Below are 12,325 nucleotides of genomic sequence, written 5' to 3'. Positions count from 1 at the left end.
TGCGCCTGGCGCGCCGGCTGTTCAAGCACGCAATGCCTTTGCAGGCATGCGCGGGGGGAGCCCCATGACACGCAAATACATCGATTGCCGCGAGTACCCGAGCGAGATGAACTGCTCGGTCGCCTTGTCCGCGGACTCGGACGAGGAGTTGCTGGAAGCCGCGGTGCAGCACGCCACCACGGTGCACAAGCACGCTGACTCGCCCGAACTGCGCTCGCAGCTCAAGTCCCTGTTCCACAACGGCACGCCGCCCGCCGAAGCGCCCCGCCGAGGCTGACGGCAACGCCTGCGGGCGCGCCGGGCCGGCAATTTCTGTCCGGTACGGCGCGCCCGCCTTCCTTGCCCGTATTGCGACGGCGTTACGCCGACCGCGCTACACGTTCTGACCCGCCTCGGCCACCCAGCACAGCGTGTTGACCAGCGCCATCTGTTCCGGCGTCTGGCACCGTACCGACAACAGGGCGGGGCTGGCGACCAGGATCGCCAGCGCCTTGGCCCGCGACACCGCCACGTTCAGGCGGTTCCTGCTGAACAGAAACTCCATGTCGCGCGGCATGGTCTCGCCGCTGGAGGTGGCCATGGAAATGATCACCACCTGCGCTTCCTGGCCCTGGAACTTGTCGACGGTGCCTACTCGCGCACCCTCGGGCAGCGCCTGCCGCAGCGTGTTGACCTGCACGTTGTAGGGCGCCACCACCAGCACGTCGTCGGGCGTCATCGGCACCGCGCGCCCGTGCTTGTCCAGATAGCGCTGCCGCATCAGGCTGGCGTACAGCGCGGCGACTTCGCGCGCTTCCTCGTCGCTGGACTGCGCGTTGCCCTCATGCACGACCGGCACGTACCGGATGCCGCTGGCGGCCAGCGCGTCCGGTGCGTCCGCGCCCAGCACCAGGCCCTGGCCCGCGGCCGATTCCGCGGCGCGCAGCCGGCCGTCGTAGATGGCGTCGGAAATGAAGCCGCAGATTGCCGGGTGCATGCGATAGGACGTGTCCAGGAAGATGCCCCGATCAGCCGCGATCGTGGCGTGGCCATTCAAGAGGTATTCCAGCGTGGATTCGCCCGAGCGGCCGGGATGCGTGCCCTTGGTCGGCTGGCCAAGCTGCATCTGGTCGCCCAGCAGCACGATGTTGCGCGCGCATTGGCCCAGCGCCACCAGATTCGCCAGGCTGACCTGCCCGGCCTCGTCCACGAACAGGTAATCGAACTGCTGCTGGAAGTCGGCGCGGCTGAACAGCCACGCCGTGCCCGCCACCAGTTGATGGCGCGCGAGGTCGATCCTGTCGTTGGCAAAGACGTCTTCGATGAAGTCGCCGTTGAAACAGGAGTCGTCGCCCTCCTTGCCCGACTTCTTGGCGCCGGTGAACGTCAGGCCCGCCTCGCGCGCCGCCTTCTCCAGGCCGGCCAGCAGGTTGTTGATGGCGTGATGGCTGTTGGACGTGACCGCGATGCGCTTGCCCTGGCGCAGCAGGTTCACCAGCACGCGCGAGCCGGTGTAGGTCTTGCCCGCGCCGGGCGGGCCTTGCAGGAAGAGGGTGGTCTGGTCCATGCGGCCGACGATGTCCACGACCTGATCCAGCAGCGTCGCGCCCGGGTCGGCCAGCGGAGTGCCGGGCGGTACGCCGTCAATGCGCGGCGGCTCGTGCTTGAGCAGCGCATCCACCGCGCGGAACGGCGTGCTGGCGCCATCGTCCGAGGCGAGCAGCGCGTCGCCGTAGCGGAACATGGCGTTGGCCAGTTCGTCGATGCTGACCGGCCTGCCGGGCCCGAGCGACAGGCGCTGCGGCGGCGTCGCCTTGCGCGACAGGGTGAAGGTGGCAACGCCGGCCGAAGGATCCACCGTCAGCCGGCTGATCGCCGGCCCGCCGCGCACGTCCGTACAGGGGGACCCTGTGCGCAGCTTGGTCTGCTGCGCGGGAAACCGGTAGGTGTAGCGCAGCGACTGCGCCACCGGTTCGGGCGCCACAGTGTCATCGCGCACCAGTCCGGCCAGGCATTCGTTGTCTTCCATCAGTTCGGCATCGGTCGCCTCCATGCGGGCGAACATGGCCCACCATTCCGGCTTCTGTTCGCGGCGATGAAAATCCAGCAATTGGTAGACCAGCGCGCGATAGCGGTCGCGCGCTGACCAGTCCAGCTCGTCGGCGGGCAGGGAGCCCAGCAGCGCGGCGCGATACGGCTCCAGGCGCAGTTCGGCTGCGGTCTTTTCGCCGACCTGGAACCGGGCGGCGTCGATCTGCTGCTGCGAGTCGCGGCGGTTCGCCCAAGGCATGCCGTCAGGACGCAGCGCGCACAGCCATTCGCGCAGCTTGTACGTGGACAGCACGTCGTCCCGGTTGTAGTCGGCGATGTCCTGCAGCAATTGCGCCTCGCCGGTGCGCTTCCAGCGCTCGTAGTAGACGATGCTGGCGCCGGCGTTGGTCACGCCGCCCTCGCGCTGCGGCAGGTAGAAATGTTCGATGTTCTTGATGGAGTACCCCGGCTCGGACACGCGTACGCCTTCGCGCACGACCTGGTACAGGTCCACCAGCTTGTTCATGCGCAGCAGGTTGTCGACCTCTGCCTCGCGCGTGGCGTGCACGGACATCAGCTTCTTGATCGCCGTCGCCTCGTAGGGCGCGTAGTGATAGATGTGCGCATCGGGATGGCGGTGCAGCCGCGCCACGACGTAATCGATGAAGGCCTCGAAGGCCAGCTTCTCTTCGCCGCGGTTATGCGCCCAGAACGGCACGAAACGCTCTTGGCCGTCGTCGATGACGTACAGTCCGAACAGGTACTCCAGCCCGCCTTCCTCCAGCGGATCGCCTTCCATGTCGAAGAACATGTCGCCCGCGTCGGGCTGCGGCATGCGTTCAAAGCCGCGCAGCGCGGTGTCGTCCGGGTCTTTGGCGATGCGGTCCCAATGGCGGCCGCCGTCGGTCCGGGCGCGCAGCTGCAGCGCCGCCTGCGATCGCAGCTTGGAGAGGATGGCGGGCTCCAGGCGCGCCACGGCCGCATCGGGCGCCAGCGTGCCCAGTTGTTCCAGCGTGCGGATGCCCTGCGCGTTCAGCTTGCGGATCTGCTGCCGCGTGATGTTGGCGACCAGCGACAGGTGATCGTCTTCCGCGCGGCGTGCCATGCACAGCGGATCCCAGCGGCACTGGGCGCACTTCTCACAGGGGTCGGGATACGTGGACGCAGCGTCCCGCTGATCGACGTGCGCCTCGAAGCGGCGCATGACCTGGCGGAAGTAATGGGCATAGTCGGCCACGCGCAGGGACACCTCGCGGCCGCTGCCCAGCACCACGTGCATGTGCAGCGGCGCCGCGCCCTGTTCCAGGCCCAGCAGCCATGAATAGAACGAGAGCTGGATCGCGAACTTGGCGCGCGCCGACCGCGCCAGCTTGGTGTCGCTGGCCTCGTAGCTGTAATCGCCCAGGCGTGAAGGGCGTTCGGTCTTAAGCAGGAAATCGGCATGGCCGATGTATTGGCCATGCCGAAACGCCGCCTGGTAGATGACATCTGCGCCGTCGGCCATGGCCTCGCGCGTCCGGGCCAGGCGCGCGGTCAGCCCGTCGCCCGCATCGCTGACGTCGACGATGTGCCGGCCGCTTGCGCGCAGCCGTTCAAGATACGCGCGCTCGTGGTCCAGCCCCTTCTGCTGGATCAGTTCGAGCTGCTCGTCCTCTGGCGCGGCCGGCAACGGCGATTCGAGGTTGAGCAGATCCAGCGTGGTGAGGTGCTCGCATTCCAGGAAACCGACCAGGTCGGAGGCGGAAAACAACAGGCGGTCGCCGGTTTTTTGCATGGTGCGTAAATAGGCCGGGCGCAATTTGCGGAGGCCAAGAATAGCAAAACAAGAATTTGGACATTATCCGGCCAATACCTGAGTAATCCCTTGAAATCCGTTCCGATTAATTCAACCCTGAATTGTCCGAATGCGGTTTCATAATCCAGGCTGTTTCAGTAAATGGAAGCGACATGCCTGGTTTGTTCGATACGTTTAACTGCAGCCTTGGCCGCGCCGCGGCCCATTCAAACGGCGGGCGGTTCGCATGAAACTTCGCTCCCTCGATATCCCTGATCCCCTGGTGGAAACGCTGCGCGCGGCGCGTCTGATCGTCGTCGTGACGGGATCAGGCCTGAACCCCGCCAGCCGCCTGCCACAAACCCGCGATGGCATGCGCGGCCTGTGGGCGCGCTACGATGCCGCGGCCCTGGCGACCGATGCCGGCTACCGCAACGATCCGTCGCTGGTGTGGGCCTGGCACGAGGAACGGCGGCGCCGCGCGCTGCTGGCCACGCCCAACGCGGCGCACCGCGCCATTGCGGCGCTGGCCGGTCGCGTGCCGGGCACGTTCGTGGTGACGCAGAACGGCGACACGCTGCATGAGCAGGCGGGCAGCCCGCGCATCCTGCATCTGCAAGGCCGGTTCGACCAGCCGCGCTGCTCGGGCTGTGGCATGCCCCACACGCTGACCGCCCCGCCGGACAAGTCCGCGCGGCACGGCCCGTACCCCGCGCCGCCCGCCTGCCGTATCTGCGGCGAACTGGTGCGCCCGGGGCGGTTGTGGCACGGCGAGGCGCCCGCGCCCGCCGTCTGGCGGGTGGCCAAGGGGCTGGTGGCCAACGCCGATCTGATCTTGACAGCGGGCACGTCGTGCCAGACATCCGCGGCGGCCGAGCTCTGCTACGAGGCGGTCGGATGCGGCGCGCAGCTGGTGCAGATCAATCCCAATCCGACAACGCTGGATCGCGTGGCGACGCACAGCATCCGGGGCGCGGCAGAAAAAGTGCTGCCGCTGCTGCTGGCGCGCGCCTGGCCCGCCGATTGACGCCGCGGGCGGCGGACTAGAGGTAGCGGCGCGCCAGTTCGCGGGCCTCTTGGGCAAAGCGGGCGCGGATGTCGTCGGGTTCCAGCACCTCGATCGAGGACGCGTGCCCGTGCAGCAGTTGCCACAGCATGACGGACGGGCGCACGGTGGCTGTCAGCGTGAAGCCGCGCTCGTCCTCGTCGATCATCTGGTCCGCCGACAACCAGAATTCGCGCAGCGGATGACGCTGGCGCCGGCCATCGTCCAGCACCGGTTCGGCGGCGTGCAGACGGATGCGGGTTTCCTCGCCCGGATCGAAGTTCAGCGCTTCCTCGCGGCGCACGAAGTCCTGCAGGTCGAACGTGGGATCCATGTCCGCCGCCTCGTCCAGCAGCCGGACCTCGGACAACCTGTCCATCCGGAACAGGAAACGCCTGCCCGGCTGGCGCGCCCCCCACGCCACCATGTACAGCACGCCCGCGCGGTCGACCATCGCCAGCGGCGTCATGACGTACAGGCGGTCGGCGGGCTTCTTCTCGCCGAAGGGCGTATTGCGGAACGACAGCTTGCGGTTGAAGTACAGCGCGCCGCTGACCTGGCGGTAGACCTCGGCAGACACCGTGGGCAACACGGTGGGATGGGTGCCGTCGATGCGCAGGATCTTGCGCGCCCAGTCGTGTGCCGGCCCGATCCCGGGCTGGGAGCGGTGCGTTTCCAGGTAGCGCCACGCGCTGTCGAAGGTGGTTTCAAGATCGTCCAGCACGACGGCCGGCAGGTGGCGGTCGGCCACCTGCTTGAGCGCGCACATCGCCATTGCCATGTTCGCGTTCATGTTCTGGATATGGAAATCGGCGCGCTGGATGGTGCGATACCAGAGCTTGCCGCGGGTGGCGCCCACGCTGCCAACGCTGTCCAGCTTGAGCAGCGTGCGGCGGATCTGCTTGTCGCCGGGCACCGGGTTCTGCAGCGCGGCCAGCCGGTCGCGGATTTCCGCCATGCCCATGCCCATCGCCATCGCATCGGTTTCTTCGTTCTGGACATACGGAAGGATGCGCAGCAGGTTGTCGACGAGCGTCTGGTTATGTCCCATGGCAGATGCAGCAAATTAACCCGTTAAATACCGCCCGCATTCTATCTGTAAAAGCGGCGCATATTGTTTTGCCGGGGTGTAGATAATGCGGGCCGCGTAGTTTGCGCGACGGCGCTGCATTATGTCGGTTGTGCCAAAAATAAAATGGACATTCGACAACCAGCCGGCCATCGGTCAATCGGCCACGATGTCGGCAAGCGGAACCGGACGGCCGAACAGCCAGCCCTGGCCCACTGCGGCCGGTTGGCGGGCGAGCAGATAGCTGGCCTGCGCCTCGGTTTCAATGCCCTCGATGATGAGGCTGATGCCCAGCTCCCGGGATATTGCGATGACGTGGTCGATGATCAGGGTGCCCGCGTCCTCGGCGCCGATCGCGCTGGTGAAGCTGCGGTCCAGCTTGATGGCGTCGGCCTGCATTTCGGCCAGATAGTTCAGGTTGGAATGCCCCGTGCCGAAATCGTCGATGAACACCTTGAAGCCCTTGCCGCGCAAGGTCTTGACCATTGCCAGCACATGGCCATCAGACAACGGCGTGCCTTCGGTGATTTCCAGCGCGACGTTGCCGGGCTTCAGACCGCGCTCGCTGACCGCGTCCAACAGGAAGTTCCGGTAACCCGCGTCTTTCAAATCGGCCGCCGACACGTTGATGCTGACGTAGAGCGCGGGATTGCCGCGCAGGCGCTCGTGCAGGTCGCGCAGCGCCTGCGAGGTCACCAGCCGGGACAGCGCGCGGCCCAGCCCCATGGCTTCGGCCAGCGGCACGAACAGCAGGGGCGACACATCGCGGCCACGGGCGCGCCACCGTGCCAGCGCCTCGAAACCCGCCAGTTGCCGGGAGGCAAGCTGGCGCAGCGGCTGGTAGTGGACCTGGATGTCGCCGCCCAGGATGGCCTTGCGCAGCTCGCTCTTGGCGCTGCCCGCGTGCATCCGCCACATGACGCAAAGACCCGCCAGAAAGGCAAGGGCCAGGGCGCCGACCACGGACAGCACCATCGCCGGAAGCTGGAACCAGGCGTCGGACCGCAGCCGCGACACGACGCAGATGTCGGGGCCGCCGTCCGGCGCGCACAGCGAGGCGCGCCGTTCAGGCGCGAAACCCTGGTCGTCCACGTTCTCGCGCGGCATGTCCAGGTCGTGCGCGCGGCCAAAGCGCCGGTACACATGGTCGCCGTCACGCGTCACGATCTTGGCGTCGATGCCGGAACCCGGTTCCGGAAATCCGTCGAACGCGCCCGGCGCGGTGAACACGATGATGTCGCGCATCGCCGCCATGTCGCCGATGATGCGGCGGTCGACGATATTGGCGGCGCCCACCCAGAGCTGCAGCCCGCTGGCCAACGTGAAGGCCGGCGGCGGCAGGGTCAGCGGATCGGGCAGCTTGCCCCACGCCGCGGAACAGCGCAGCATGCCGCCCAGCGTGCGGCCGATGTCGCGGATATAGGTGGAATTGAAGAGCAGCACGCGCAGGGTCGCCACATCGGCTTCGGAACACAGCGGGCCGCCCTGCGTGGCCGCAGCCATCAGGCGATGGCTTTCCTGCGCCACCCGCAGCGCGTGCGCAAGCAGCCGGGCGTTATGCCCGGCTAGTTTGTCGTCGGCCTGGTTCAGTTCGATCTGGCGTCCAGCCAGCACCCCCGCGAGGAATCCAAGCGCCGACAACAACAACACGAAAGCCGCAATTCTGGAACGTGACATGGGGGACCGGTGCACATGGGCGGCGCGTGGCATGCAATTCTGCGCGTAAGGCAATGTAACCGAACTTCCCGCAGCCTAAACGGCAAATTCGCCCCTCCTGACCCGCTAATTGTGGCTTTCGGAAATAGGCACGTTGCTAGGAAAACCGGTGGGCAGTCCGCGCCAAAGTGCCTCTGAATCACCGGATCTACGGGGAAACCCGATATAAAACTTTGCGCGACGCCCATGATCCCGCGTTATGCACAGGGCCGGATGCGATGGCGCGGCTTATCGGGATTTTCCATTCAGATCAGTGGGTTGCATGCCGGGACGAGGCCAATGCAACGCGGCGCCAGACAGCCAGACCGCGGTTTCCGATCCGCCTGAGCGCGGGCATGCTTGCGCCTTCGGCCTTGAACGCGCCTCCGCGTGGCGGCCCCTTCGCAAGATTCTGGAGATCTCCGTGACCCCCTCTTCCCCGTCCCGCAAAATGGGCCTGGCCGTCGCCCAGATGGGCGCCGTCAATCTGGCCGACACCCGCGCGGTGGTCGTGCGCCGCCTTGTCGAGATGATGCGCGAAGCCGCCGCCCGCCAGGCCGAGTTCGTCGTGTTTCCCGAACTGGCGCTGACGACGTTCTTCCCGCGCTACTGGATGGACGACGCCGAAGCGGTGGAGCGCTATTTCGAAAAAACCATGCCCAATGCCGACGTGCAGCCGCTGTTCGACACGGCGCGCGAGCTGGGCATCGGCTTTTACCTGGGCTATGCCGAACTGACGCCGGAAGGCCGCCAGTTCAACACGGCCATCCTGGTGGACCGCAGCGCCAAGATCATCGGCAAGTACCGCAAGATCCACCTGCCGGGCCACTCGGACCACAAGGTCGACGCCCCCTTCCAGCATCTGGAAAAGAAGTTCTTCGAAGTGGGCGACCTGGGCTTTGGCGTGTGGGAGACCAACGACGTCAAGATCGGCATGTGCCTGTGCAATGACCGCCGCTGGCCCGAGACCTACCGCGTCATGTCGCTGCAAAGCGCCGAACTGATCGTGCTGGGCTACAACACGCCGTCGCTGAACATCCACTGGAACGAGCCCGCGCACCTGCGCACCACCACGCACGAGATCGTACTGCAGGCCAGCGCCTACCAGAATGCGGTGTGGATCGGTGCGGCAGCCAAGTGCGGGCACGAGGACGGCCATCACATGATCGGCAGTTCGATGATCGTCGCGCCGTCCGGCGAGATCGTGGCCCGCGCCAGCGGCGAGGAAGACGAAGTCATCACCGCGCGCATCGACCTGGGGATGGGCCAGACCTTCCGCGACCACGTGTTCAACTTCGCCAAGCATCGCAGCCCGCATCACTACAAGCTCATCGTCGAGCGCACCGGCGCGGGCGATCCGCTGCCCCGGCCCGACGTGGATTGACGCCGTTCGCCTGCGGTAAGCGACCCATTGCCCGCGTCATCGCGGGCAATTTTCTTTTGGCGGCCGCGCCCCGCACGCTGCTAGACTGCCCGAGGCCCCTTGATTGACCGACCACGCAGGCAACGATCCGATGCGCTTAATCGACACCGAACAGACCCGCAACGCCCTGTCCTTCGACACCGTCATTCCCGCCCTGCGGGACGCCTTCCGCGAAGACGCCACGGTGCCCGCCCGCCACGTGCACGCCATCCAGTCCGGCAACGCGCACGGCACGTCGCTCATCATGCCCGCGTGGAGCGACCGCGGGTATTTTGGCGTGAAGATCATCAACATCTTTCCCGAGAACACGCATCAGGGCCTGCCGGGCCTGCACGCCACGTACAACCTGTACAGCGCCACCACGGGCGTGCCGGTTGCGCAGGTCGACGGCGATATCGTCACCGTGTACCGCACTGCGGGTGCGGCGGCGCTGGGCGCGGACTACCTGGCGCGCGCCGATGCCCGCACGCTGCTGATCGTGGGATCCGGCCGCATTGCCGGCCTGGTGGCGCAGGCCATGCGCACGGTGCGCCCGATCCAGCGCGTGCTGGTGTGGAACGTTCGGCCGGCAGGCGCCGAGACGCTGGCGGCAACCCTGCGCGAGCAGGGCTTCGATGCGCAGGCGGTCACTGACCTGCAGGCAGCCGCCGGGCAGGCCGACATCGTCAGCTGCGCCACGCTGTCCACCGAACCGCTTATCCACGGCGCGTGGCTGCGCCCCGGCACGCATTTGGACCTGATCGGCAGCTTCAAGCCGGAAATGCGCGAGACCGATCCCGCGTGCTTTGACGGCACCACCGTCTATGTCGATACCGACGAGGCGCCGACCAAGTCCGGCGACCTGCTGTCGGCATTCGACGCCGGCGTGCTGACGCGCGAAGGCATCAAAGGCAACCTGCACCAGCTCGCCAAAGGCGAGGCCCCCGGACGGCGCAACGATCAGGAGATCACGGTATTCAAGGCGGTGGGCAGCGCGCTGGAAGACCTCACGCTGGCGACGCTGGTGTACGAATCCGTGCGGGACGCGTAGCGGACCGTCACGTGCCCGCCAGCTCCACCGGCAGATGCTCGCGCATGATCTCGATGAAGCGCCGCAGGCGCGCCGGCTGAAAGCGCGACGGCGCATAGACCAGGAAGACGGGCAGGGCGTCCGCACGCCACTGCGGCGCCAAGTGCACCAGGCGGCCGGCGGCCAGATCGGGTTGCATGGCCCACGCCGATCCCAGCGCCACGCCCAATCCCTGGATGGCCGCGTTGCGCAGCGCGTGCAGGCCGTCGGTGGACAGGCGCGGCTGGATGTCGAAAGACTGTCTGTCGCCGCTGCCGCAGTGCGTGAGGGTCACCTCGGTGCGATAGAAGGTGCGCAGCGCCAGCCATGGCAGGCGCGCCAGATCCGACGGATCCTGCGGAACCGGCCCGCCCGCAAGCAGGTCCGGTGACGCCACGACGATGCGCGGCACCTCGCCCAGCTTCACCGCAATCACTGACGGATCGGTCACCGCCCCGACGCGGATCGCACAATCCACGTTCTCGGCGATCAGGTCCGGCATGCGGTCATGCAGGAGCCACTCCACCCGCATGTTCGGATAACGCTTCAAATACTTAGCCAGCGGCTCGATGAACTGATCCTGGCCGAACACGTGCGGCGCCACCACACGCAGCATTCCGGCCGGGTCATCGTCCGCGCCGCGCACCTCGCTCTCGAAGGATTGCCAGCTGGCCAGCAGCTCCTTGCCGCGCTCGTAGCAGCGCTGGCCGTCTTCGGTCAGGCGGATGGCGTGGGTGGAGCGCTTCAACAGGCGCACGCCCATGGTGCGTTCCAGCAGTTGCAGGCGGCGGCTGACGGTAGGCTGAGTGCCGCCCATCTGGGCGGCGGCGGCGGACAGGCTGCCGGCCTCGACGATGCGCACGAAGGTTTCGATCAGCAGCATGCGGTCGGTGCCGGCTGCGGCGGGGAGGGCGGAGGCGGTCATACGCCTATCGTATAACGCCTGTACCCGAAGGTCGGCTACCAAAACCCCGGCGGCAAGCCCAGAATCTGCCCCGTACCCAAAGCCACCGGACACCACCATGTCATCCCCCACTTCCCACCCTTCCCTATCGCGCGGCCTGGTCTTCCTGCTGGCCGTGGGCGCCGGCCTGGGCGTCGCCTCCCTTTACTACAGCCAGCCGATGCTTGGCGTGCTGGGCGCGGACATCCACGCCAGCGCAGAAACGCTGGGCTGGATTCCGACGCTGACGCAGCTGGGCTACGCCTTCGGCATCCTGATGCTGGCGCCGCTGGGCGACCGCTATGACCGCAAGCGCATCATCCTGATCAAGGCCGCCGTGCTGAGCCTGGCGCTGCTGCTGGCCGGCGCGTCGCCGACGATCGGCCTGCTGCTGGCCGCCAGCTTCGCCATTGGCCTGTCCGCCACGCTGGCGCAGGACATCGTGCCGGCCGCCGCGCATCTGGCCCCGGCCGACCAGCGCGGCAAGATCGTCGGCACCGTCATGACGGGCCTGTTGCTGGGCATCCTGCTGTCGCGGGTGGTCAGCGGCTTCGTAGCGGAGCAGTTCGGCTGGCGCATGATGTTCGCGGCCGCCGCCGTCAGCATCGTAGCGCTGGGCGCGGCACTGTGGCGCGGCCTGCCGCGGTTCGAGCCGTCGACCCGGCTGGCCTACAGCGCGTTGCTGGGTTCGCTGCTGACGCTGTGGCGCCAGCACCCCGGCCTGCGCCGCGCCGCCACCGCGCAGGGTCTGCTGTCGCTGGGCTTCAGCGCCTTCTGGTCGACGCTGGCCGTGATGTTGCACGACGCGCCGTTTCACCTGGGCGCGGGCGCTGCCGGCGCGTTCGGTCTTGCCGGCGCCGCGGGCGCCCTGGCCGCGCCGCTGGCTGGCCGCGTGGCCGATACACGGGGGCCGCTGGCGGTCGCCAGCCTGGGCGCCGGCCTGACGATGGTGTCGTTTGCCGCGATGATCTTCCTGCCCTTCCTGCCCACGCATGCCGCGCTGTGGCTCATCGGCGGCGCCGCGGTCGGCTTCGACCTGGGCATACAGACCTCGCTGATCGCGCATCAAAGCATCGTCTACGGCATCGATCCGGCCGCCCGCAGCCGCCTTAACGCCATCCTGATGACGGGCGTCTTCATCGGCATGGCCGCCGGCGGCGCGTTGGGCAGCCTGGCGCTGGCGCACTGGGGCTGGACCGGCGTGACGCTGACCGCCGCCGGCGCCGCAGCTGCCGCCCTGGCCCTGCGCCTGTGGCCCGCCAGCAACCGCAACGGCGAGGCCAGCCGCTACGCGGCGTGAGGATCGGGCCGGCGTATC

General features: G+C 67.5%; 9 protein-coding genes. 5 read left to right on the top strand and 4 right to left on the bottom strand.

Annotated elements, in window-relative coordinates; all coding sequences use genetic code 11:
- The first annotated feature begins 64 nt into the window (after positions 1 to 64).
- Positions 65 to 277: a DUF1059 domain-containing protein gene (locus AB3147_RS01545; protein WP_056565214.1), complete on the top strand. Its 213-nt coding sequence runs from the start codon at positions 65 to 67 to the stop codon at positions 275 to 277.
- Between the two features lie 96 nt (positions 278 to 373).
- On the opposite strand, the gene AB3147_RS01540 is transcribed toward AB3147_RS01545, so the two are convergent.
- Positions 374 to 3,784 (bottom strand): TM0106 family RecB-like putative nuclease, encoded by a 3,411-nt coding sequence (locus AB3147_RS01540; RefSeq protein ID WP_367351293.1) that lies wholly within the window; start codon positions 3,782 to 3,784, stop codon positions 374 to 376.
- A gap of 247 nt (positions 3,785 to 4,031) precedes the next feature.
- Between AB3147_RS01540 and AB3147_RS01535 the strand changes: the two genes are divergently transcribed.
- Entirely contained in the window at positions 4,032 to 4,811 is a 780-nt protein-coding gene (locus AB3147_RS01535) for a Sir2 family NAD-dependent protein deacetylase (protein ID WP_175123781.1), read from the top strand.
- 16 nt (positions 4,812 to 4,827) lie between these two features.
- Here the strand turns inward: AB3147_RS01535 and AB3147_RS01530 are convergent, their stop codons facing one another.
- Together AB3147_RS01530 and AB3147_RS01525 are read right to left on the bottom strand one after the other, a co-directional pair.
- Positions 4,828 to 5,880 (bottom strand): helix-turn-helix transcriptional regulator, encoded by a 1,053-nt coding sequence (locus tag AB3147_RS01530; protein ID WP_279975896.1) that lies wholly within the window; start codon positions 5,878 to 5,880, stop codon positions 4,828 to 4,830.
- Between the two features lie 174 nt (positions 5,881 to 6,054).
- On the bottom strand, positions 6,055 to 7,575 hold the full coding sequence (locus AB3147_RS01525) for an EAL domain-containing protein (RefSeq protein ID WP_239215271.1): 1,521 nt from the start codon (positions 7,573 to 7,575) through the stop codon (positions 6,055 to 6,057).
- A 469-nt stretch (positions 7,576 to 8,044) separates the two neighbouring features.
- Between AB3147_RS01525 and AB3147_RS01520 the strand changes: the two genes are divergently transcribed.
- Together AB3147_RS01520 and AB3147_RS01515 are read left to right on the top strand one after the other, a co-directional pair.
- Positions 8,045 to 8,977 (top strand): N-carbamoyl-D-amino-acid hydrolase, encoded by a 933-nt coding sequence (locus AB3147_RS01520; protein ID WP_175123973.1) that lies wholly within the window; start codon positions 8,045 to 8,047, stop codon positions 8,975 to 8,977.
- Positions 8,978 to 9,107: 130 nt separating this feature from the next.
- Positions 9,108 to 10,046, top strand: a complete 939-nt coding sequence (locus AB3147_RS01515; protein WP_367353508.1) for a bifunctional Delta(1)-pyrroline-2-carboxylate/Delta(1)-piperideine-2-carboxylate reductase — start codon at positions 9,108 to 9,110, stop codon at positions 10,044 to 10,046.
- 7 nt (positions 10,047 to 10,053) lie between these two features.
- Here the strand turns inward: AB3147_RS01515 and AB3147_RS01510 are convergent, their stop codons facing one another.
- Positions 10,054 to 10,989, bottom strand: a complete 936-nt coding sequence (locus AB3147_RS01510; protein WP_367351292.1) for a LysR family transcriptional regulator — start codon at positions 10,987 to 10,989, stop codon at positions 10,054 to 10,056.
- 97 nt (positions 10,990 to 11,086) lie between these two features.
- Here AB3147_RS01510 and AB3147_RS01505 point away from each other — a divergent pair, with 97 nt between their 5' ends.
- Positions 11,087 to 12,307 carry an MFS transporter gene (locus AB3147_RS01505; protein WP_175137131.1) on the top strand — a complete coding sequence of 407 codons (1,221 nt, stop codon included), beginning with the start codon at positions 11,087 to 11,089 and terminating at the stop codon, positions 12,305 to 12,307.
- Positions 12,308 to 12,325: the final 18 nt, after the last annotated feature.

Source organism: Achromobacter animicus (assembly GCF_040775605.1).
Lineage (GTDB): Bacteria > Pseudomonadota > Gammaproteobacteria > Burkholderiales > Burkholderiaceae_B > Achromobacter > Achromobacter animicus.
The sequence above is the reverse complement of the archived record's forward strand: the minus strand, read 5'-3'. Positions and strand labels throughout refer to the sequence as shown.

What these genes read in the sequence shown, in the direction of transcription:
- AB3147_RS01525 (WP_239215271.1), bottom strand. Translation starts at nt 7,575, where the DNA reads ATGTCACGTTCCAGAATTGCGGCTTTCGTGTTGTTGTTGTCGGCGCTT.
- AB3147_RS01505 (WP_175137131.1), top strand. Translation starts at nt 11,087, where the DNA reads ATGTCATCCCCCACTTCCCACCCTTCCCTATCGCGCGGCCTGGTCTTC.
- AB3147_RS01515 (WP_367353508.1), top strand. Translation starts at nt 9,108, where the DNA reads ATGCGCTTAATCGACACCGAACAGACCCGCAACGCCCTGTCCTTCGAC.
- AB3147_RS01520 (WP_175123973.1), top strand. Translation starts at nt 8,045, where the DNA reads ATGGGCCTGGCCGTCGCCCAGATGGGCGCCGTCAATCTGGCCGACACC.
- AB3147_RS01540 (WP_367351293.1), bottom strand. Translation starts at nt 3,784, where the DNA reads ATGCAAAAAACCGGCGACCGCCTGTTGTTTTCCGCCTCCGACCTGGTC.
- AB3147_RS01530 (WP_279975896.1), bottom strand. Translation starts at nt 5,880, where the DNA reads ATGGGACATAACCAGACGCTCGTCGACAACCTGCTGCGCATCCTTCCG.
- AB3147_RS01535 (WP_175123781.1), top strand. Translation starts at nt 4,032, where the DNA reads ATGAAACTTCGCTCCCTCGATATCCCTGATCCCCTGGTGGAAACGCTG.
- AB3147_RS01510 (WP_367351292.1), bottom strand. Translation starts at nt 10,989, where the DNA reads ATGACCGCCTCCGCCCTCCCCGCCGCAGCCGGCACCGACCGCATGCTG.
- AB3147_RS01545 (WP_056565214.1), top strand. Translation starts at nt 65, where the DNA reads ATGACACGCAAATACATCGATTGCCGCGAGTACCCGAGCGAGATGAAC.